This is a genomic window from Blautia marasmi (assembly GCF_900258535.1).
In the GTDB taxonomy this organism is placed as follows: Bacteria; Bacillota; Clostridia; order Lachnospirales; family Lachnospiraceae; genus Blautia; species Blautia hominis.
In genome coordinates this window covers 2,566,693-2,587,516 of the sequence record NZ_OIWX01000001.1, presented here as the reverse complement: position 1 = coordinate 2,587,516, position 20,824 = coordinate 2,566,693, and the positions used below count along the sequence as shown (strand labels likewise).

The 20,824-nt window shown below is 46.3% G+C and carries 19 protein-coding genes and 1 pseudogene; 2 read left to right on the top strand and 18 right to left on the bottom strand.

Annotated elements, in window-relative coordinates:
- Nucleotides 1–71 precede the first annotated feature (71 nt).
- The 12 genes from C6P39_RS11195 to C6P39_RS11145 form a co-directional block, all read right to left on the bottom strand.
- Entirely contained in the window at nt 72–2,756 is a 2,685-nt protein-coding gene (locus C6P39_RS11195) for an ABC transporter permease (protein WP_104803840.1), read from the bottom strand.
- Between the two features lie 2 nt (nt 2,757–2,758).
- Complete coding sequence (locus C6P39_RS11190; RefSeq protein WP_065543527.1) at nt 2,759–3,433, bottom strand: ABC transporter ATP-binding protein; 675 nt, start codon at nt 3,431–3,433, stop codon at nt 2,759–2,761.
- A 197-nt stretch (nt 3,434–3,630) separates the two neighbouring features.
- Nucleotides 3,631–4,611 carry a sensor histidine kinase gene (locus C6P39_RS11185; RefSeq protein ID WP_104803839.1) on the bottom strand — a complete coding sequence of 327 codons (981 nt, stop codon included), beginning with the start codon at nt 4,609–4,611 and terminating at the stop codon, nt 3,631–3,633.
- A 3-nt stretch (nt 4,612–4,614) separates the two neighbouring features.
- Nucleotides 4,615–5,283 carry a response regulator transcription factor gene (locus C6P39_RS11180; protein WP_104803838.1) on the bottom strand — a complete coding sequence of 223 codons (669 nt, stop codon included), beginning with the start codon at nt 5,281–5,283 and terminating at the stop codon, nt 4,615–4,617.
- A 464-nt stretch (nt 5,284–5,747) separates the two neighbouring features.
- The gene (locus C6P39_RS28285; RefSeq protein ID WP_330407066.1) at nt 5,748–6,149 is read right to left on the bottom strand and encodes a PD-(D/E)XK nuclease domain-containing protein; all 402 of its coding nucleotides are present in this window, start codon (nt 6,147–6,149) and stop codon (nt 5,748–5,750) included.
- A gap of 23 nt (nt 6,150–6,172) precedes the next feature.
- The gene (locus C6P39_RS11175; RefSeq protein WP_330407144.1) at nt 6,173–7,270 is read right to left on the bottom strand and encodes an AAA family ATPase; all 1,098 of its coding nucleotides are present in this window, start codon (nt 7,268–7,270) and stop codon (nt 6,173–6,175) included.
- Between the two features lie 215 nt (nt 7,271–7,485).
- Complete coding sequence (locus C6P39_RS11170; RefSeq protein WP_242987017.1) at nt 7,486–7,662, bottom strand: hypothetical protein; 177 nt, start codon at nt 7,660–7,662, stop codon at nt 7,486–7,488.
- A gap of 12 nt (nt 7,663–7,674) precedes the next feature.
- Nucleotides 7,675–7,947 (bottom strand): hypothetical protein, encoded by a 273-nt coding sequence (locus C6P39_RS11165; protein WP_104803837.1) that lies wholly within the window; start codon nt 7,945–7,947, stop codon nt 7,675–7,677.
- Nucleotides 7,948–8,046: 99 nt separating this feature from the next.
- On the bottom strand, nt 8,047–9,453 hold the full coding sequence (locus tag C6P39_RS11160) for a DUF4153 domain-containing protein (RefSeq protein WP_104803836.1): 1,407 nt from the start codon (nt 9,451–9,453) through the stop codon (nt 8,047–8,049).
- A gap of 81 nt (nt 9,454–9,534) precedes the next feature.
- Entirely contained in the window at nt 9,535–9,750 is a 216-nt protein-coding gene (locus tag C6P39_RS11155) for a helix-turn-helix domain-containing protein (RefSeq protein WP_104803835.1), read from the bottom strand.
- A 12-nt stretch (nt 9,751–9,762) separates the two neighbouring features.
- The gene (locus C6P39_RS11150; protein WP_158661538.1) at nt 9,763–10,245 is read right to left on the bottom strand and encodes a DUF2975 domain-containing protein; all 483 of its coding nucleotides are present in this window, start codon (nt 10,243–10,245) and stop codon (nt 9,763–9,765) included.
- A 213-nt stretch (nt 10,246–10,458) separates the two neighbouring features.
- Nucleotides 10,459–10,950, bottom strand: coding sequence for a GNAT family N-acetyltransferase (locus C6P39_RS11145; protein ID WP_104803833.1), 492 nt, complete (start codon nt 10,948–10,950; stop codon nt 10,459–10,461).
- 177 nt (nt 10,951–11,127) lie between these two features.
- Here C6P39_RS11145 and C6P39_RS27915 point away from each other — a divergent pair, with 177 nt between their 5' ends.
- The gene (locus C6P39_RS27915) at nt 11,128–12,105 is read left to right on the top strand and encodes a hypothetical protein (protein WP_242987016.1); all 978 of its coding nucleotides are present in this window, start codon (nt 11,128–11,130) and stop codon (nt 12,103–12,105) included.
- Between the two features lie 92 nt (nt 12,106–12,197).
- On the opposite strand, the gene C6P39_RS11135 is transcribed toward C6P39_RS27915, so the two are convergent.
- Nucleotides 12,198–12,683: a CarD family transcriptional regulator gene (locus tag C6P39_RS11135; RefSeq protein ID WP_095174904.1), complete on the bottom strand. Its 486-nt coding sequence runs from the start codon at nt 12,681–12,683 to the stop codon at nt 12,198–12,200.
- Between the two features lie 566 nt (nt 12,684–13,249).
- Here C6P39_RS11135 and C6P39_RS11130 point away from each other — a divergent pair.
- Nucleotides 13,250–14,627, top strand: a pseudogene (locus C6P39_RS11130) (transposase).
- 399 nt (nt 14,628–15,026) lie between these two features.
- Here the strand turns inward: C6P39_RS11130 and C6P39_RS11125 are convergent.
- The 5 genes from C6P39_RS11125 to C6P39_RS11105 form a co-directional block, all read right to left on the bottom strand.
- Nucleotides 15,027–16,106 (bottom strand): uroporphyrinogen decarboxylase family protein, encoded by a 1,080-nt coding sequence (locus tag C6P39_RS11125; RefSeq protein WP_104803832.1) that lies wholly within the window; start codon nt 16,104–16,106, stop codon nt 15,027–15,029.
- Nucleotides 16,107–16,301: 195 nt separating this feature from the next.
- The gene (locus C6P39_RS11120) at nt 16,302–17,294 is read right to left on the bottom strand and encodes a LacI family DNA-binding transcriptional regulator (RefSeq protein WP_095175069.1); all 993 of its coding nucleotides are present in this window, start codon (nt 17,292–17,294) and stop codon (nt 16,302–16,304) included.
- A 162-nt stretch (nt 17,295–17,456) separates the two neighbouring features.
- The gene (locus C6P39_RS11115) at nt 17,457–18,338 is read right to left on the bottom strand and encodes a DMT family transporter (protein WP_104803831.1); all 882 of its coding nucleotides are present in this window, start codon (nt 18,336–18,338) and stop codon (nt 17,457–17,459) included.
- Nucleotides 18,339–18,346: 8 nt separating this feature from the next.
- Nucleotides 18,347–19,387 (bottom strand): M20/M25/M40 family metallo-hydrolase, encoded by a 1,041-nt coding sequence (locus tag C6P39_RS11110; protein ID WP_104803830.1) that lies wholly within the window; start codon nt 19,385–19,387, stop codon nt 18,347–18,349.
- Between the two features lie 35 nt (nt 19,388–19,422).
- On the bottom strand, nt 19,423–20,790 hold the full coding sequence (locus tag C6P39_RS11105; RefSeq protein ID WP_158661537.1) for an MATE family efflux transporter: 1,368 nt from the start codon (nt 20,788–20,790) through the stop codon (nt 19,423–19,425).
- Nucleotides 20,791–20,824 lie beyond the last annotated feature (34 nt).

Below are 20,824 nucleotides of genomic sequence, written 5' to 3'. Positions count from 1 at the left end.
AAATATATAGATTTTTTTATGCGGCACAGCGGCAGGATACACAAAATTCAAAAATGTGTGATCGGCGCATTTTAGTCTGCATACCTCCGCAGACGTTCTGTTATGCTTTTTTCTGTCATCCGCCTGTACATGCAGACTGCAGTCAATATGCAGATAAGGAGCAGACACACGGTGATGCCTCCCATCCAAGCCCAGGGATAATAAAATTTAAAGTAAAGCAGGTTCTGTTTTATGGCTTTTCCAAGGATCCATAGAACTGCGGAGCCAAATATAAGCAGGATCCCGATCACGCTCAGACCGTAAAATGCCCCTTCCAAAACCACCAGCCTGCCCAGTTGTTTTCTTGTCATTCCCACACTCTCCATAACGGCCAGCTCTTTTTGTCTGGCTGAAAGGCTTGTGTAAAGTGTATTAAAGTAGTTTGCAATTCCCATGACCACCAAAAGGACACTAAGTGCACCCATAACGATCCTGCTTGCCCGGATATAGGAGGAAGCATCCAAAAGAGCATCTGATTTACTGTTCATATAGATATAGTGTGCTTCACTTCTGTTCCTGTTGTCCTGCTGTATGATCTGCGTAAGTTCCTGTTTGATGAGAGGCTCCTTCTGCCTGTCCACATCTATCTGTATGCCGAAAATCTTTTCCTTAAACTCCAGGCTCTTAAAAGCTTTCTCTGTCATGATAAAATAGTTGATGCCGCTTCCGTGGGATGTCATTCTCAGTTTTGGAAAATGTTTTTTTGATATGTCCAGATATCCTGCACAGGTGAGTTCCCCTTTCAGGTATTTGTCATCCACCATCTCCTCAAAAAGCGAAAGGCTGTAAAAGTGCAGAGGCTTCCCAATGGTTTTGTCGGCGTCCTCCTGCAGTTCTTTTGACAGCTCATGTGTGTGCAGGAGCATGGCGCCTGTACCGTTTTCCAGACTGTCCACATCTGCTTTTATGCCATACGCATCCACATACTCCCTCAGTTCTTTTACAAAGGCATCATCCACGATCTGCACAGTAGTAAAAAAATTAACATCCATGGTGCCATATACAGACTTCAAACGGGGCAGAAGGGCTTCGTCCCCGCTATCCTCTGTGCCATTAGTGTCAGAAGGCATATCAAGCATGGCAAAGCAGCCTTTTGTATAGCTTGTATTTTCAGCGGAAATCCCATCCACTGCCAGTATCTTGTCTCTTATCTCTTCTGTAATGACCGGGGTATCATCATCCCAATCATATGCAGAAGAACCGGCATCCCGCACAATATTTACAAAGGTACTGATATCGAAATCCGGACGCTCCTCAATGCTGTTTGTTATGTCTGTCCCCCTGCTGATGACCACTGCTCCCAGAGCGGAAATGCATCCAACGCTCAGGGAAAGCAGGGTAACTGCAAACCGTCTTCTGGAACGGACCACATTCCTCCAGGCCATCTCTGCCACTGACGCGCCATCCCCGCAGCGCCTTCCTCCTCCTCTGCCCTGACGGGTGCTATCCTGGGTGTGCAGAGTGCGCCTCAATCGGCTTCCGGTATGGCTTGCTGCCACAGATGCCGTCTCCTCATAGCGGACAGACTCTATAGGACTGAGCCTCATCACTTTACGGACAGCGATCCCGGCTGCCAGCAGAGTCGTCATACTCACAAACACAACGCTGACTGCCAAAAAACCGGGATAAAAACCGGTCATGCCCCTGGCACTTCCCATCCCATGCAGATATAATTCCCCAAGCGTCCCGGGAAGGACAAACTTCATGACCAGAGAGCCCACCGCTGCCCCTATAAGGCATCCGGCAAGAATCACTTTTCCGGTCTGTCTGAATACGATCTTCCGGATCTGGCTGTTGGTCGTACCGATGGTCTTCAGCAGTCCGTACTGCCGTATGTCATTGCCAAGTGTGATGGAAAGCACATTATAGATCAAAAGAAACGCACCGCCCAGGATCATAACGCTGCAGAGAAACGCAACCAGATAGCTGCCCGCAAAATCCTCCACAACCGTAAAGGCCAGGGAGTTCATTCCAATGAACTGCTGGGCGACAGATTCCGTCTGCACATCCTCATAGAGCTTTTCCTCCATAAATTCTCCGTCTGCAAGAATCCCGTCCTGTTCCATGAGGATATAGCTGGCAGGAAATTTGGGGATCCCCAGGCTTTCAAGATATACCTCGGAAAAATAAGCAATGGGGGCATTCAGCAATGGGTTTACATAATCCTTATAGTAACCGGATAAGACAAAGCTGTCCTCCATGCTCTCCCTGCTGCCGTTTTGAAGAAGTTCTGCATCTAAGGTCATACCCACAGCAGGCTTTTCTATTCCAAGCTGTTCAAGCCCTCTAAGCGGCAGCATTACCTCATTTTTCTCTCTGGGGTAATGTCCTGTAACATCTGTATAAGCTGGCTTCTGCAGCTTTTCAAATGCTGTATTGTCAAGAACCGTACAGCCCATCACAGGGACTCCCTCTTTTTGCCAGACGGCAAAATCATTTTCCACCCCTGTATTTTTCACATAATCCAGTGTCTTTATTTTTTCATACTGTTTTTCCGAACCGTTCTCCAGTGAAAGGCTGGCAACACTTCCCCCATTTCTGGCGTATAACAGATAGTCCGCGTCCATTTTGCCCCTGGCAATGCTGAATGCGCCGAATACCATGAACACAGCCAGGGCTGCCGCCAGTATAAGGACACGGTTCCTCCCTTTGTTCTTCCTGTCATTGGCCTGCGCGAGTTCCCGGATAACCTCCCTGTTGTTGTTCCTAAGTTCCATGGTCAGTCCTCCCTCCTGCAGATGCGCCCGTCCTCAATCCGGATCATCCGGTCTGTCATCTGGGCGATCTCCTCATTGTGGGTGACAATGACTATAGTCTGGGAATACTCCTGGGCCATGGTCTTCATAAGGCCGATCACCTCAAGGCCTGTTTTGGAATCCAGGTTTCCGGTAGGTTCATCTGCCAGGATAATAGCGGGTTTTGTCACCAGCGCCCTGGCTATGGCTACGCGCTGCTGCTGTCCGCCGGAAAGGGTGCCGGGCATCTGGCGGATCTTCTCATCCAGGCCCAGGGAGTGGATGATCCTGTCTACAAATTCCCGGTTGATCTTTACTCCGTCCAGTTTCAGCGGAAGGACAATATTTTCGTATACATCCAGCACGGAAACCAGATTATAATTCTGGAACACAAATCCGATATTCCTGCGTCTGAATACGGTTAGCTCATCATGGTCCATGGCTGCCAGCTCGTAGCCTCTGACGATCACACTGCCTGTTGTGGGATAATCCAGCCCGCCCAGCATGTTTAGAAGGGTTGTCTTCCCACTTCCCGATGAACCTATAATGGAAATAAATTCTCCTTCCCTGATGTCCATATCCACACCGTCCAGTGCCCGGACCACAAACTCCCCTGTTTTGTAAATCTTTTCAAGGCCCCTTGTCCTTAAAACTTCCATACTTTCCTCCTTGCCTGCCCGCTTAGGTATGCTCCCGTGCGTTTTCCCCTGCAGCTTTCCCCTTCGGGATCACAGGGGGAAATCCGTGCATACTTCAAGGCTGGCTCCTGTTTATTTGCCTGCAGCTAGCTGTTTCATGCATTCACAGTTATGCCTGCTGCCATATCCTGAGGATAACAGGTAAATCTAACAATCTCCTAACAGGGAAGATAAATAGAAATGGAAGTACCGTCCGACTCCTTTTTTACTTTTAAAAAACCTTCATGCCTCTTAACGATCTCTCTTGTAATATACAGGCCTATGCCGAATCCCTCCTGGTTTTTCACATTACTTCCCCTGTAAAAGCGGCGGAAGATCCGGTTCTCATCATCGGGGATGCCCATACCGAAGTCGCGGACCTCAATCTGTGTGAACATCTCATTTTTTACTGCCCGGACAATGATCTCGGAAGACGCAGGGGAATATTTTATGCTGTTGTCCAGCAGGTTTGCCACGGCCTCGGAAATCCAGTTTCTGTCATGAGAAAGTGTCAGGGATGCCGGACAGTCCAGGGTTATTTCCATGTGTTTTTCCCGGGCTTTTTTCCTTACCTGGAAAATGGCCTTTGCTATGGTCTCCCTGAGATCCTGCTTCTCTTTTCTGATCTGGATAATGCGGTGTTCCATACGGGATGCGGAAATGAAGCTCTCTGTCAGAAATTTTATCTTCCGTTCTGACTGCTCCACCGCACAAATACAGGTGTTCTGCTCCTCTTTTGTCAAGTCCTGCTCCCGCAGAAGATCAAGATAAGTCTCCATATTTGTAAGCGGTGTTCTGATCTGGTGGGCGATTTCTGAGAGAAATCGGCGGACCTCCTCCTGCTCCTCCAAAAGTTTTTCGTTGTATTTTGTCACCATGGCGTGAAGCCTGACAGTCTGCGCCTGAAGCTTTGATACCAGGCTGTCAGCGTTTTCCGTTATGACCGGACTGCCGTCTCCTCGGATCAGCTGCTCCAGAATATCAGAGATTTGTATCAGATCATTCTCATATTTCTTCCTTATTCCTGAGAATACCGGTATAGAGCAGCAGAAAAAAAACGCTGTCAGAAACAGATATCCTGCGTCGGCGGTTATGATGGAAGCCAGGACCCCAAAAGCGGCGGGCAGGACCCCTGCTGTGTAATATAAATACTTTTTCATAGGCTAATCTCCAAAGGTGTACCCAAGGCCGAATACATTTTTAATATATATGGGGCTGGACTTGTCCGGTTCAATTTTCTTTCTCAGACGGTTTACTGTGACGCTCACCGTATTCTCCACCACAAACTGACCGTCAATGTCCCATATTCTTTCCAGTATGGTTTCTTTTGTCAGAACCTGCCCCCGGTTTCTGACCAGAAGTTCCAGAAGGCTATATTCCTTTGCGGTCAGACTCACCTGCTGCTCCTGGCAGAATACCTGCTTCTTCTTCCGGTCAATCCTGAGTCCCCGGAAAAGAAAAATATCCTCCTCCCCACCGCTCCTGCGCAAAATGGCTTCAATCCGTTTTTTCAGAACGGGCATCTGAAACGGCTTGACCACATAATCGTCGCACCCGGCATCAAAAGCCTCCAGCATATCCCGCTCCTCGTCTCTGGCAGTCAGAAAAAGTACGGGTATTTTCCCGAAACGTTCTGCCTCCCGGCAGATGGAGATTCCGTTTCCATCCGGTAGATTTATGTCAACCAACATCAGGTCAGGATTATCCTGAAGCAGGGCAATGCCGTCCCTGCAGGATTTCCCGGTCGTTACCTGATAGCCTTCTTTCTTCAGCGTGATGACAAGGGCCTGGTTTAAGAGTTCGTCATCTTCGATCACTGCTATTTTTTTCATCTATTTCACCTGTTTTCTATGTAGTATGTTGTCCCTTGCATCGTTACCATTCACACCCATAATCCGGCCAGGTATTTTATACTCCTGCGCATGAAGATCCCAAGGCAGCCAGCGCCATATGGAGCAGAGAGCTGCATATCCGTGCATCGCCAAACGTGTTACTATCCTGCGGTTTTTGCAGGGCTGTGAATCGTAATTCTGCATCAAATAGAGGCAGGGTACAAAAAAGGAGCGACAGCATGCAACTATTGCTCCTTAGCCTGATTTTATATTTATTCCAGAACCTCTACCTTGCAGGAATGGTTACTATTCACAGCCCTGCAAAAAACGCAGTTCTGTAAACAGTAACACGCTTCGCGATGCACAGATATGGAGCATTCTGCCCCATATCGCGCTGGCTGCCTCGGGATTTTCATGCGCAAGCGCATAAAAACACCTCGCGGGATAGCAGCCGTGAATAGTAATCAGGAATGTACTTTCGTTTTTTTGTCATAACTAATTCCGACCGCCAGCACCTTTCCTGTATATTTAGGTTTTTCTCCAAGTTTTCCCTTAAATCGAAGTACATAATTCTTGTCCCTGATTTGTTGGATTGCCTCTTCCGGTGTTGAATCAATTTTCAGCTCCAGAATAAAGGCATCGGCACTTTTACACTCCGGATAGAAAATGAAATCCACATAGCCCTCCCCGGCCTTGTCCTCCCGTTCTACACGATATTCATTTCTCGCTGCTAAATAGACAAGATTTACGACCGCCGACAATTCAATTTCACTGTTGTATGAAAAAATGGGCGACTCTGTATCATGGGCAAACTTCAAGATTTCCGCCATGGTCTTTATATCACCGGCTAGAGTCGCATTTACCATTTTTATAGATTCCCTGGCCAGATTTATTCCTTTTTCATAGTATTTGCAAAACTGTCTTTTAGCTCTTTGTTCGGAATAGATACACAGCCATTTTCATAAGTCAGCAATCCATACACCACCATTGCTGAATAAATTTCATCCTTGGTATTCAATTGCATGGCTGTTGCTGCATATTCCTGAATATCTGAGCGTACTGTTTCCCCTGCAAATAATAGCGGCAGATCTTCCCGGACTTCTGCCACGTTATTTTTTATATAGGTAAATACAGAATCATACGTCCCTGAACTTGTCCAATAGTTTGCCAGTTCATTATCTGTCAAAGCGCATACGACAGAGCGGGGATTGTATATTCTGTTTCCGGACTTTGTAAAATATCCGTCATACCAAATGCGTAAGTCTTCTCTAGTGATCTTTGGTTTCTGCTCAACACTCAGGTACGTTTCATACAGTTTATCTACCTCTGAATCCAGGAACCCAAAATATTCACTGAATTTAGATCTCGTTGCCATACTGTACTCTACAAACATATTTAATTCCGATCCATCCGAATACTTTGCGATGGGCAGAACCCCCGTCATATATGCAAGTTCCACATACACCTGGTCCTTCAGCAAGGTTTTTAAAAACAGCAAATATTCTTTCTTGTTATCTTCTGTTACAAATGGAAGCTGAAAAACTGCGTCCCATTCATCCATAACAAAAATAAACTTGTCATTTGTCTTCTGAAAAACGTAAAACAGGATATCCCAAACAGCCATGTCCTTATCAAATTTTAATTCCGGATAGGCCTGTAAAAAATCCTTCTTTATCCCATCAGAGATACGATCTATATAGGATTGATAATCGTCCAGCTTCTCTGGTATCTTGCTAAAGTCAATATATATCACATTGTGTTTATTCAAATGCTTTTCGTATATATCTTCCTTTGCAATTGCTAGATCTGCAAAAAGGCTTCTTCCTTCCACATCTTTTTCAAAAAATGCTCCAACCATATTAGCCATAACACTTTTTCCGAAACGGCGGGGCCTTGTTATGCAAAAATAACGATTTCTTTTCCCTAACGCGGGAACAAGCTCACAGATCAAAAGAGATTTATCGACAAAGTACACATCCGATTCCATTTCCTGATACCCCGCAAAAGGAAAGACACTATTTAAATAAAATCCCATGTGAACCACATTCCTTTCCAGCCCTATACCCATCCCGGACATAGCTTTTCAAATGTTACTCATATCTCTTATGCTGCATGTCATTACTTCTTTATAATTATAGACTAAAATATTAACCTACACAACTAATTATTAAATCTCCGTAACTATTCATTCCCTCGTCACGTTCATTTGGCTTTCCATCTCTTCAAAATACCTTTCGGCAATATACTCCGCCGATTCTGCCCAAAAAGCATGTAATCAATACCGAGCTGCTCCTGCATGATATCTACCACAGCTCTGATTTGGATGCAGACATTCATGGTTATATCTTTTCCATTAAAGGTATAAATTACATCACTCATGCTTTTCCCTCCCTATGAATCGCATGTAAGCCTAAAAACCTTCTTTCTTGATTCGAGTACCCTGTTCTTACTAAAAGTATATCCATTCTTTGATATAAAATCAACTTGTCTTTCCACAGCCTCTTCTTTCATAATAAAATTGGAAGGACCGTATCCCAGTCCTTCCAATATCTCACAGATTGTTTTAAGTGAAATCAGCATATCTACTTTCATTTCACTATTCTCATTGATACTTTTTAATTCTTCCCGAATCTTCTCCGGCTCCGCAACAAACTTTTCAATCATCTTTTGATTACCTGCTACTACAATACAACAGTTTGTTACCGGCAGAAATTCTCGCGAAGTTACCTTCTCTGATTTTGCCAAGGTCCATGGTTTTTTACCTTACTGCGGAAAGTTTTCTTCAATAGAGTGATCGGGGAAATACCTCTGATTATAGGAATCCATCATACGTTCAATCGGTAGCACACAAAGCAAGCAGTATAAAACAGCTCCCGCTATGACACAGATCCGTACCATAGGAAACTCCCTCCACTGGCGCAAGATGACCAGCGTAAACACAAGTGCCATCCAAATCATAAACACCATGGTCAGTACCCTTTTTATAGTAAATCCAAAAGCAGTGATATAAAGGACCATTTTGCTCATAGCTGTCAGAATAAGCAGCAGAGTCAGAACAGAGAGCAGGACATTGAGCCACCGCAGCACGGCGCTGTTCGTATTTTTCTTTCTGGCAAAAAGGTTTGCGCCCAGGAGAAGGACCAGATTCAGCGCGGCGGTCTGGCACAGTTCAAAAAATCCTCTTCTGGCGTATTCCGCGTAGGTGAAATTTTCAGGCCGGATACCTGCAAAGGCGGAAAACAGATACTTTCCCTGCAGCCCTATGAACAGGAGGTAAATGGCACATACGATCAGCATAGCCGTGGTAATGGCTGTCGTGGGTACTATTTGGATGGAACGCGAAGTCTCCCTGAGTGATTCTTTATCCATCCTGTCTGTGTTCCGCTTATGGATCCCTCCGTAAATCAAGCCGAATAAATATGCTGCAACCGGCAGGGACAGTATCATCCTGGCAATAGTATACAGAAAATGTTCCTGTATATACAGTCCGCTGTTTTGCATCATCCTCTGAAACCCTTCATCCGCACTGGACAGCAGAGGAAGCACAATAAATAGAACCGGAACAGCAATGACCACACCCAGCAGGACATATCTGATGTCCCTTCCTCTGCTCTTTTTCTCCGGCTCATCCCCACTTTCCTCATGGTCTGCATGAAGCCCTGTTATGATCTTAAAGCTACAGCCAAAATTTCCAAAGGGCACCCACAAAAGGGCATTCCATCCATCGAACACCACCCACTGGGATGTCTTATCCTTTTCCAGAAGGCTGCCGGATATGATCAGCGTCCAGTACGCCGCACATACGATCAGCATGGGAACCTGCAGAAAGGGCATGGCACTCCAGAACGCGTAGGGCACACCAATGCCAAGCATAATGACCAGCCAGAACCAGCTCTCCTTACCCGGACGCCCGCCCTTCAGAAATACATAGGCAAGCACAACGACCGCATATGCTATTGTAAACAGAACTAGGTGTCCTCCGAAATCCATACTGGTAAATGTGTATACAAACTCATATCCAACAAGCAGATACAGCCAGGCAAAGCACTTGTCTTTACTGTCCGCATCTATTGGTTCTGCCTTTTTCCACTCATCCTCCTCAAAAATGGGCGCACTTTCACAGGGCAGACTGCTCTTGCTGCCTGCCGGCATTTGATCATCCCTATTCATACTTTACTGCTCCTTTCTCAAATCTAAATGGTTTTCCTGCATCTTCGTACGGACTGCCCCTCATACCGTTACACCGTTGTATCAGTCCGCCTCATCCTCCACATATTCCAGGATATCCCCGGGCTGGCAATCCAGAGCTTTGCATATACTGTTTAGTGTACTGATCTTAACGGCCTTGGCTTTCCCGTTTTTTAATACGGAGATATTAGCCATTGTGATCCCCACACGCTCGGACAGTTCCGTGACACTCATTTTCCGTTTAGCAAGCATAACATCTATATTAATGATAATCGCCATCTTCTGTCCCTCCTATATGGTCAAATCCTGGTCTTCCTGCATTTGGCTCGCATTATAGACCAAATGAGACAGGGCAGCGCACAGGACGGTAAGTGTAATACAGATAAACAAGATCAAAACAATGCCGAATAAATATCCGATTCCAAAGGAGTACCACCCCAGTATACAGAATACTGCCAGAAAAAAAGCATACAGCACACTGTCGACAAGGGTATAATGGCTCATCTGCTTCAGCGCCTCTGCATTTTCCCTGCAAAAAGACCTGTTCTCCCCGATTCTGCTGCAGACACCCCAGAATTTGACCAGGCATAACAGACAAGGCACTGCGGTTATCCAGATAAAGATACAAGTGCCCCGGTATACGGCATTTCCCGCCTGTCCCGCCAGCATTTGTTTCAATACGGAAGGCAGAAACCATACTACCAGAACCAAAAACAGGATCCCTGTTCCCGCTGTTATTATTTTTAAATACTTTGACATCTCTGTTTGCTTCATGTTTGTTCCTCCTGCGGTTTCAAAATAATTCACTACCATTCATCCTGGGTTTATTATATTGCCACAGGAAGGAAATGTCAATATATTTTTATTGTTTTACGATAAATTATATCTGTATTAAATTAAATATAGCGCGTATTCAAAATAAAATAGCATTCTGCAAAAAATATGCCGGGCACCGCTGCGGCACCTGGCATATCTGAATTTCCTCTTCTACAATTCCCGGTAATATGGGCATATATCCTCATAGTGACCGTCTTTCATCAAAAAACCGCCGGGGATCACACCCAGCTTCTTAAATCCCAGTTTTTCATACAAATGGCAGGCAGCCCTGTTGGTCCTGACTACAGCATTGAACTGCAGAATCCTGAATCCGCAGCTTTTCCCCTGTACCAGGCTGTCCTTTACCAGCAGTTCCCCTATATGCTTTCCTCTGGCTGAAGATTTGACTGCATAACTGGCATTGGATATATGACCGCATCTGCCCACATTATTGGGATGCAGGATATACAGTCCCAGAATTTCACCGGAGTCCATTTCCTCCGCCACCCCGCAGTATGTCTGTCTGCCAAACAGGGCAGGTCCTGTCTTCTCATCCAGAAGATCCAACTGGGGATAGGCCACACCCTCCTCCACCACTTCGTTCCATATGGAAACCATGCTTTCCATATCCTTTTCCTCAAATTTCCGAACCCTTATACTCATAAACTTCCTCCTGCACAACAGCCTTTATCCATACCTCCATTATACAATCTTCGGAAACAAAATGGTAAATATTTTGTTTCCGTAAATCATCACACAGGATCATTGCATATTCTTTCATTACAACTCTTTTTTTCTTGTTATTTTATGGTAAAATAGTAATAAAAAAGGGGGGATTTTATGGGCAAAACATTGCTCAATATTTTTTTAGTGCTGATCTGCCTTGGGGTGCTCCTGTCACTGCTGCCCTACGCATGGATCTTGTTTATTCCGGCTATTTTCCTATACCGGAGAAAATTCAGAGAGGAGCCGCTCAGAAAGAAAAAGTATACGGCTGCTCTGGGGACGTTATCCCTGTTGTCCCTGTGCGTATTCGGTTACGCGCAGGCATCAGCCCCTGATGTCGAGAAGATTTCCATATCTCCCACATCCAACTACGAGATGGATGTGAACTCAGAATATCCCATAAACATCCAGGTCCAGCCGGAGGACGCCCGTCCGAAAAAACTCGAACTGGTGACAGACAACGGACTTCTGACACTGGATTATTCCCGGGGAGAGTCATCCTGCCTGCTTAAAAGCTCAGGGAAAACAGGAGAAAGCAACGTCTACCTAAAAACTCCGGACGGCAAAAGCAGCAATGCCATACACATCTCTGTAACGGATAAAAAAGCCGAAGCAGAAGCCAAGAAAAAGGCGGAAGAGGAGGCAAAGAAAAAAGCCGAAAAGGAGGCAAAGCTTCAGGCTGAAGCTGAGGCAAAACAAAAGGCCGAGGCTGAGGCAAAACAGAAGGCCGAGACGGAGGCAAAACAAAAGGCTGAAGCCGAGGCAAAGCAAAAAGCGGAGGAGGAGGCAAGACTCCAGGCCGAGGCTGCCGCCAAACAGCAGGCAGAGGAGGATGCATGGCTCCAGGCAGAAGCCCAGGCAAAACAGCAGGCAGAGGAGGAAGCAAGGCTTCAGGCGGAGGCAGAGGCTGCTGCCGCTCAGGAAGCAGAGGCCGCCGCAGCCCAGCCTGTAGAACAGATGGTATGGCTTTCTGCTACCGGTGAGAAATACCACCGCATCCCCAACTGCGGCAACATGAATCCTGACAAAGCCCGCCAAATTCCCCTCTCACAGGCAGAGGGAAGTTACCAGGCATGTAAAAACTGCTGGTAGATCAAAGCTGTGCTGCCCAGCATTTTGGCTATGGCAAAAAAATCCCTGGGGTGCATAAGCATCACAGGGATTTTACTATAAGATTTATTCTGTTATAAATTTTTCCTGTCCTTTATAAAGCCATCTACTTTATCCGGGGAAATACCAAGAGCATATGCGAATTCACTGTAAAGTGCCCGCTCTGCTATCTGACGGTATTTTTTATCCATACTGGTAATTGCACCTCTTTTTGTTGTTCTCTGATGTAACGTCTTCAAAATTTTTACCCATGCTTCACATTCACAGCTTGAAATGCAGGTCTTATATTCCCGTTCCCGCATCCGCTCATTCGTAACCCAGAGAATATCAATGTCATCCATCTCGTCAATCAACATCAGCGCCTCTTCTCTTGTCACAGGTCTCCTGATATTGTGGTCACCTTCCACAGGGATGTATGCTTTTTCCTTTTCATCATCCACAGACTGCATGGTATAGTATAATTTCTTCCTGTCAGCACCTGAAAAATCCAATGTACCCACTTTTTGAACCTTATACAATCCCCTGCATTTAAAAACTACAATATCGCCTTCCTGTATCATACGGCACGCTCCTTCCAAAACCAAAAAGCCCCGACTCACCGAAAAGGGCAAGACAAGGCTTATCACTGCGACTTCCTACTGTCTCAGTATAACACCTTTCAGAAATTATTGTAAGTACTATTTTAATGTATGGACAATTTTCAGCGATTCTCCCAATAGAAAGGCAGTTTTAGCTTGTACAAATCACACATATTCCCCCTGATACAGCGTTGTGAGTATTTTTACACAGCGTTCCGGCCCCAGTTCCCCGTCAGCCCGTTAACAACCTCCTATACTTTATTGTATTTAGGCGTTTGCGAAACGCCTAAAGCCGCATAAATACGGCATTTTTTTGTTATTAAAATCAAATAACTCCTCACTGGATATGGTATAATAGAGTTGTCGAGAAACCATTAACCACACCTAAGAAAGGAGTTATTCTGNTTAGGCGTTTGCGAAACGCCTAAAGCCGCATAAATACGGCATTTTTTTGTTATTAAAATCAAATAACTCCTCACTGGATATGGTATAATAGAGTTGTCGAGAAACCATTAACCACACCTAAGAAAGGAGTTATTCTGATACTTATGATACCATATAAACAGCTTTCTTTAAATGATGTTTTTCAAGATTGTCAGGACAAATTTGAAAATGACAAACCTGCATTTCTAACTCTATTAGAACAACATATCGACATTGATGAAATTATTCCGATTACTTTTCGTAATCACTTTTATGCATCAACGGGACGAACCCGCAAATACCCTTTGCGTGCCTTGCTTTGGGCACTCATTATTCAGCGGATCTTCTCCATCCCTACTGACCAGCTTCTTCTGATTATCCTCGCTTACTCAAAACCTCTCAGGGATTTTTGTGGTTTCTCCAAAGTACCTGATGCTTCAAAAATCACTCGCTTTAAACAGAATTTTATTGATGATCTGCAACTCGTTTTTGACAACCTTGTTGATCTTACAGAACCCATCTGCCAGGCTATTGATTCTGCCAAAGCAGATATGACTATCTTTGATTCCTCCGGCATTGAAGCATTCGTTACAGAAAACAACCCTAAGTATGCAAACAGAATTATCAAGCAGTTAAAAGCATATGCAAAAGCCCAGGGATTTGACGATAACTATGACCCTTATAAAGCAGCTTACGGTAAAATGCCCCCCCACGCAGCTGCAAACCCTGAAATCAAACAGTTATACATAAATGGGCACTTTTGTTATGTCTTTAAATTTGGCATTGTAACTAACGGGCTTGGAATCATTCGCCATATTTCCTTTTACAACAAGGATTTTTTGAATAATCATCCTGACATTGTCGTAGAAAAGAAATCAGATTCTCCTGATGAAGATAAATCAGTCCATGATTCCAAACTTCTGATTCCTACATTGAGAGATTTCTTTCTGAAACACCCGCTCATCAATCCCCAAACGTTTCTTGGTGATTCTGCCTTTGATACAGCTCAGTTATACAAAGATCTTTTTAGCAGTGATACCTTTGGAAAAGATAAGCATTTCTCCAAAGCATATATTCCTTTAAATATACGCTCACATCTGGAAAATATGGACTATACCATCAATGAAGATGGAATACCCTGTTGTCCTCATGATGTGAACCTTGCCATGAAACCGGAAGGAACAAAAAGAAGAGGAACGGATATCAAAGCTTTTAAATTCGTCTGTCCAAAGGTCAAATGGATCTATGACAGGTCCACTCAAAAACAACATCGTGAATGTCAATGTGAAAATCCCTGTACTACTTCCAAATGTGGGCGAATGGTTTACATCTATCCCGAAAAGAATCTTCGTGCCTATCCCGGTGTACTCCGTGGTACGGATGAGTGGAACGAAACCTACAAAATCAGAACGATTGTAGAGCGAAATATTCAACACACCAAAATGAATCTTTGCTTAGCAGGAAGGCATACACAAAACGAAAAAACACTTCATGCTGATTTAATCCTTGCAGGAATTACCCAATTGATCACAGTTCTGTTAGCAGACAACATCCATAAACATGAATATCTTCGAAGTCTGAAACCGCTTATAGCCTGATTCTGCATGATATCGGACTTGCAACTTTATAAACGGTAAGGCTTATTAAAGTACGCCAATTTTCACGGAACTGACTGTTATCCCCCCAATACTACTTTGCAGGGTTTCTTTCTCTTTGGAATCAGAATTGCGAACTCGTTTCGCAATCACCTATTTATTGTATTTGGAGACTTTTAAGAAAAGCTGCCACAAACTACCGCAGAAGCTGTAAACGCAAAAAAGGCGTAAACCCAAAACCTGGATTTACGCCTTTTGCTACTCGGTAACCTTATTTTATCACCGGAAAATTTCAGAGTCAAGAATTTTATCTGTGATACAGCTTATTATAATACTCCAAAGAGTAGTGATACAGCTCATCTCTGGCAATCTCTTCTTTTACAGAGTCCGGGGATTCTGTCATGATCCACGCCATCATCCTGCCGTTCTCACCAAAGTGGTCCACATAGTCACGGACCGCCGCCCGGATCTGCCTTTCCTCCCAATCAACGCCAATATTGATAGGGAAGCAGAAGGTCATCTGTTTTCCATAGGTATTGTGCAGGAAGTCCGGGTCATTGGCATTTGCCTGGGGTGTCCACATATCAATCCCCATCTCCAGCATTTCCGGCACGTACTGCATATTGCGTCCGCAGGAATGCAGTTCTATGAATTTGCCCTGGTCCTTCACAAACTTCAGATAGCGGGCAGTTGCAGGCATAAGCTGTTCCCGAAACATTTCGTTTGAGAAGAATCCGCTTCGCTGGGTTCCCCAGTCATCATGATAGAGAACACCGTCCACTCTGCCGTAGTATTTGAATATCTGGTCTGTACTCTCAATCTTATAGTCCGCCATCTTCTGGAAAAACTCCTCCAGAAGCTCCGGCTCCTCATAGAAAGCGATCAGGGACTCGTCAAAGGGGATCAGCTCATGCAGCCTCTCAAAAATACCTTCCACACACTCGTAAATATGGGGCCTGTCAGGGTCCATGGCTTTTTGGAGCTTCTCACCGTCGGCTTTAAAGTCCACAACAGACAGGTCCGGCCAGGGAAGTTCCTCTTTCCAATTGGCAAAATCAGAGATGGTGCGGGTTCCAGGACGGGTGATCATTCCGTTGATCCCCTCCACCATGAACCAGTCCACACCCCACCAGTCATAGCCATCCACCTCCGGCACCGGATGTTCTTCCATGGCGTCCGGCCAAACCGTGTTGGATTCATAGAAATAAGCCGGCATCCAGTAAGGTTGCTCCCCTTTTACACACCGGATATAATTCTCTCTGACACTGATGGGGCGCTCTCCTATAGGCGGTTTGGGCTGCTGGAAAATCCATGGAAAGCTTCCCTCTGCCTGCCAGTGCTTGGAATAATCCCTGTTTGCCGCTGTCTGCATAAATCTCGATACCATACAAAATACCTCCTGTCCTTTTTATACCCGGTATAGCGCTTTACATCCGCCGAAGCAGACCGCAGACGCAATCCGGTCATCTCTGCTGCGTTCTTATTAAGTATTATTGTAGTCAATCTCAACAGAAGATGATAGAGTTCTGCATTACAAAAATGCAAAATTAAAAAACTCCAATTTTGTATGGTGCATACCAACCTATTTTACCCTGCCTGCGCTGTCACGGACAATAAGCTTTGCAGGTACAATGATCTTCAGCCCGATCTCCCTGGCAGAAGCTATGTGTTCACGGAGAATGCGGACTGCCTCCTCGCCCAGAAGTTCCATGTGCAGCCGTACCGTAGTCAGGGGTGGGACCAGATAGTTGGCTACTGCTATATCATTATACCCCACAATGCTCATATCCCCGGGAATCCGAAGCCCTTTCTCACTGACTGCCCGGTAGCATCCCACTGCCAGGGAGTCGTTGCTTGCAAATACTGCTGTGGGCCTCTCCTTCTCCTCCAAAAGCTCCCGGCACAGCACATAGCCGTCTTCCGGTGTAAATCTTCCCAGCCTCACGAGAGACTGAGAAAACTCCCCAATCCGCTCCATATATTCTTTATAAGCTACAATTCTGCTGTCATGCACTTCCTCGCCGTCCCTGTCCACCTCAAAGCCGCCGATAAACGCTATCTTTCTATGTCCAAGCCCTGTCAGATAATCCATGACTGTCTCCACAGAGCCGGCCAGGTCATTGACCACACAGTCAAACCTGTCCCCTTTGGGCATGGCATCCAGGAACACGGTAGGTTTTCCGAATGCGTCAATCTGCTTAACCATACTCCTGCTGAATGTTCCAAGGCACAAAAGGCCGTCAAGACCTCCCAGATCTTTCAGTTCCTCCAGGCTCTGGATCTGACGGCGCTCCATATTCTCCGCCTCCAGCTTCCTCTCCACTGCCAGGCGGACGGTGAGGTAATAAATATCCCGCAGTTCCTCCTCCCTGGAATAGGAATAATAAACCCCCACTGCCAGACGGCGCTTCCTGCTCTTTCTCTCTCTTGCCTGATACTGAAGTTCCCTGGCAGTATCAAGTATCTTCGTTCTGGTCTCTTCCTGCACGTTCAGCGTATCATCGTAGTTCAAGACCCTGGAGACTGTTGCTGTGGAGAATCCGGTCCGATCTGCGATGTCTTTTATTGTAGCCATCTTAGTTTCCTCTCTGCATGATACATTTTCAACACCTTTTATATACATCAGCCCTGCCGGTGCATTTCATGGTTTATATTACCATATCGCCGGAAAGCCCGCAATGGATTATTGTAACGTTACTTTCCACGGGCTGCTGTCACGGAGTGAACCGTGACATTCTCACATATCCCGGGCTTTGGCCGGTGCCGTCGTCTCCTCCTCGGCGGAATTTGCCAGGATAACGGCCGTCAGAATGATAACGCATCCCAGTACCATGCGCAGCGTGATCCTTTCATGGAGTATCATCACGGAAAACAAAGTTCCAAATACGGACTCCATGGACAGGATAATGGCAGCCTTTGTCTCGTCCACGTATTTCTGGCAGGCAGTCTGAAGAAGGTAGCAGATCGTTGTGCTGATGATGCCCAGATAGAGGACACTCCCCCACCCTTTTGCCGTAACCTGAAAATGTACCTGTCCGGAGGCAGCCATGAATACCAGAGATAAAATACCGGCTGTACACATCTGGATAAAATTCAGCACAGAGGCCCTGTATTTCTTCACAAAGATACTGGTCAGAAAAATCTGAAAGGCAAATCCCACTGCGCATATAAGTGTCAGTCCGTCACCAAGGCCCAGGGATAGATCTTTGTCCAGGGACAAAAGGCCCACCCCCGCTATGGCCAGCACTGCCCCTGCTATGCCCCTGAATCCTATCTTTTTCCGGCAGATCAAAAAAGCGATAAAGGGGACGATCACCACATTCGTTGCCGTGAGAAACGCATTTTTCGACGGAGTCGTATACTGCAGCCCTATGATCTGGAGAGAGAATCCCAGAAAAAGGGCGGCTCCCATAAGGGCTCCTGCAGTCAGTTCCTCCTTTTTTATCCCTTTCAGACTGCGGATACTGATCCCGCCCATGAGCACAGAGGCCAAAAGGAAACGGATTGCCATGATCTGAAAAGGCAGCAAGCTGTCAAGCGCCATATCACTGGCTACAAATCCCCCTCCCCAGATAACGGTAACTACCACCAGCCCTGCAATTGCCGTATATTTTTTCATAGATCACCTCATCCTTCCAGGGGCTTCAGACAAATATCAGGCCCGATCCCGCATAAAAATCCTGCCAGCACATCAATACAGCCCTGCACATCCTCCATGCTGCACACCTCTGCCGGATTGTGCATATACCGAAGAGGTATGGACATAACTGTGGTGGGGATCCCCCTGCCTGCCACATGAATCGCATCTGCATCCGTACAGGTCCTGCCGCAGCCGTTTTCCCACTGGTACTTTATGTCCAGGTTTTGTGCGGCTTTTTTAAGCCGTCCCACCAGCATTTTATGGCTGAAGGAATTCTGCAGGAAAACAGGTCCTCCGCCCAGAAGGATCTCCCCGTTTTCAATGGCCCTTGTGCCCTCATAATCACTGGTATATGTCACATCCACCACAACTGCCAGGGTGGGGGCGATCCGGGACGCGCACCAGGAAGCCCCGTGTTTTGTAAGCTCCTCCCCCACGGTGGCCGCTGCATAGACACCGCAAGTACAGCCCTTCTCCTTTGCTTTTTTTGCCGCTTCCAGGATGATGTACCCGCCCAGGCGGTTGTCAAGGCCCCGGGCGCAGAGCCTGTCATTTAAAAGCTCTCTGTGATCCGTGTCAAAGATCACCGGGTCCCCGCACGCAGCGGCAGCCATGGCATCTTCCTTTGAAACGGCTCCGATATCAATGATGATATCTGTGATCTCCAACTCCTTCTTGTTCAGAGAGCTGTGGTTGCGGACAGCACCGTAAACCACATTTCCCTCATGCATAACCCTGACCTTCTGCCCAGGATAAGTGCCCGGATAAATGCCGCCCGCCTTGGATACATGGAGCATTCCTTTTTCCGTTATATGTGACACCATGAGCCCAATCTCATCCATATGGGCAGACAGCATGACTTTGACCTTTGACGCCGGATTTATGACACTCACCACATCGGCAATTTCATCCGTATAGATCTCATCTGCAAATCCCTCTGCGTATTTTATGACTTTTTTCTGGATCTCCTCCTCAAAACCGGAAACGGAGGCTGTTTCCAGCAGCCCGTATAAAAATTCTCTGCTCATATTCATCCTTCCTTCTCAAATTCATTCTCTCTTACTCATCCATCCTGTGCCGCTTCCAGTATCCGCTCCCGCTTTCTGTTGATCCGGTAATATAATCCGGCACTGAGCAGGAACCTGGATATCTGGTCCACTGCAATAATGATCCAGATGGCCGTCAAAGGCAGGCCCAGCACATAGGCAGCCAGCATACACAGCGGGATCCTCACGATCCAGATACCAAATCCCGCCACCAGCATAGGGGCATTCTTGTAGCCCATGGCCCTGATGGTCCCGTTGTAGATCCTGGACAGATTCTGGGGTATCTGGATAAATCCCATAACAAACACATACACAACACCTATGGCCTGCAGCTCAGGCTTATCCGTCATCAGTGTCATAAAGAACTGGGGCAGAAAGATCAGGAGCACAGAGGTAATTGAACTGATGACCACCCCGACTTTTAACAGCTCTTTAAAATAAACCCTGCGCAGTTCCTCATCCTGCCTGCCAATAGCCCTGGCCGCCAGCGTGGTGGACGCTGTGCTGAAACCGATAGCCGGCATCTCCGTGATCTCCTCCGCCTGTATGCCAAGCTGGTATGCGGCAAATGCCTGGTTTCCGTAAAACAGGATCACTTTGCTCAAAATGATGGCAGAGAACTGCCAGAACATACTCTCCAGTGCTGCCGGGATCCCTGTGGTGTAGATTTCGTAAATACACCGTCTGTCAAAACTGAAGAACCTGTGGGCCGCAGGCATTTTCCGAAACAGCCCGCCCTTCTTTTTATACAGCAGATACAGCCCGGTGCACGCACCCACTGCCTGGGCTGTCACAAGAGCTGTGGCCGCGCCTTTGATCCCCATACCCGGAATGCCGAACGCACCGAAGATAAAACAGTAGCCGCAGATAATATTGACCACATTCATGAGCACCGCAATATACATAGGTACTTTCGTGTTGCCGTATCCCTGGAAAGAGGCTGTGACCACTGTCATGATCACCACAAAGGGAAATCCAAATACAATGGTCTTCATATACCCCTGGGCCAGGGAAAGGATCTGGGCATCCTTTGAGAAAAATCCCAGAAAGACCGGCGCCTGGAAATACAGCACCACTTGGAAGATAAGTACAATGATCATCTCCGTGAGCATGGTCTGCTCCGCAATTTTCCTGCACTCCTGATGCCTGCCCCCGCCGTACGCCCGGGCGATCAAGACCGTGGCTCCAATCGCCACACCCTTATAAAAACACCATAGCGTATCCGTGATCCGGATACAGATCCCCTGTGCGGAAATGTCGTTTGCAAGCAGCCGTCCCACCATAGCCGTGATTACCAGGTTCGCTGAAATTTGAAGTATGTTTTCCAGTATCATCGGGATAATGATTTGATAAATCTCTCGTTTTATAGCCTTTTTTCCGTACACAGAAACCTCCATCCTTTTTAAAACGGGTGTTTGA

Bases quoted from the DNA above. Each gene is read 5' to 3' on its own strand.
- C6P39_RS11165 (WP_104803837.1), bottom strand. From the start codon at position 7,947: ATGATTGAAAAGTTTGTTGCGGAGCCGGAGAAGATTCGGGAAGAATTA.
- C6P39_RS11190 (WP_065543527.1), bottom strand. From the start codon at position 3,433: ATGGAAGTTTTAAGGACAAGGGGCCTTGAAAAGATTTACAAAACAGGG.
- C6P39_RS11170 (WP_242987017.1), bottom strand. From the start codon at position 7,662: ATGAGTGATGTAATTTATACCTTTAATGGAAAAGATATAACCATGAAT.
- C6P39_RS11195 (WP_104803840.1), bottom strand. From the start codon at position 2,756: ATGGAACTTAGGAACAACAACAGGGAGGTTATCCGGGAACTCGCGCAG.
- C6P39_RS27915 (WP_242987016.1), top strand. From the start codon at position 11,128: ATGGGCAAAACATTGCTCAATATTTTTTTAGTGCTGATCTGCCTTGGG.
- C6P39_RS11115 (WP_104803831.1), bottom strand. From the start codon at position 18,338: ATGAAAAAATATACGGCAATTGCAGGGCTGGTGGTAGTTACCGTTATC.
- C6P39_RS11155 (WP_104803835.1), bottom strand. From the start codon at position 9,750: ATGGCGATTATCATTAATATAGATGTTATGCTTGCTAAACGGAAAATG.
- C6P39_RS11125 (WP_104803832.1), bottom strand. From the start codon at position 16,106: ATGGTATCGAGATTTATGCAGACAGCGGCAAACAGGGATTATTCCAAG.
- C6P39_RS11175 (WP_330407144.1), bottom strand. From the start codon at position 7,270: ATGGAATCGGATGTGTACTTTGTCGATAAATCTCTTTTGATCTGTGAG.
- C6P39_RS11120 (WP_095175069.1), bottom strand. From the start codon at position 17,294: ATGGCTACAATAAAAGACATCGCAGATCGGACCGGATTCTCCACAGCA.
- C6P39_RS11135 (WP_095174904.1), bottom strand. From the start codon at position 12,683: ATGATACAGGAAGGCGATATTGTAGTTTTTAAATGCAGGGGATTGTAT.
- C6P39_RS28285 (WP_330407066.1), bottom strand. From the start codon at position 6,149: ATGGTAAATGCGACTCTAGCCGGTGATATAAAGACCATGGCGGAAATC.
- C6P39_RS11145 (WP_104803833.1), bottom strand. From the start codon at position 10,950: ATGAGTATAAGGGTTCGGAAATTTGAGGAAAAGGATATGGAAAGCATG.
- C6P39_RS11160 (WP_104803836.1), bottom strand. From the start codon at position 9,453: ATGAATAGGGATGATCAAATGCCGGCAGGCAGCAAGAGCAGTCTGCCC.
- C6P39_RS11185 (WP_104803839.1), bottom strand. From the start codon at position 4,611: ATGAAAAAGTATTTATATTACACAGCAGGGGTCCTGCCCGCCGCTTTT.
- C6P39_RS11180 (WP_104803838.1), bottom strand. From the start codon at position 5,283: ATGAAAAAAATAGCAGTGATCGAAGATGACGAACTCTTAAACCAGGCC.
- C6P39_RS11150 (WP_158661538.1), bottom strand. From the start codon at position 10,245: ATGAAGCAAACAGAGATGTCAAAGTATTTAAAAATAATAACAGCGGGA.
- C6P39_RS11110 (WP_104803830.1), bottom strand. From the start codon at position 19,387: ATGAGCAGAGAATTTTTATACGGGCTGCTGGAAACAGCCTCCGTTTCC.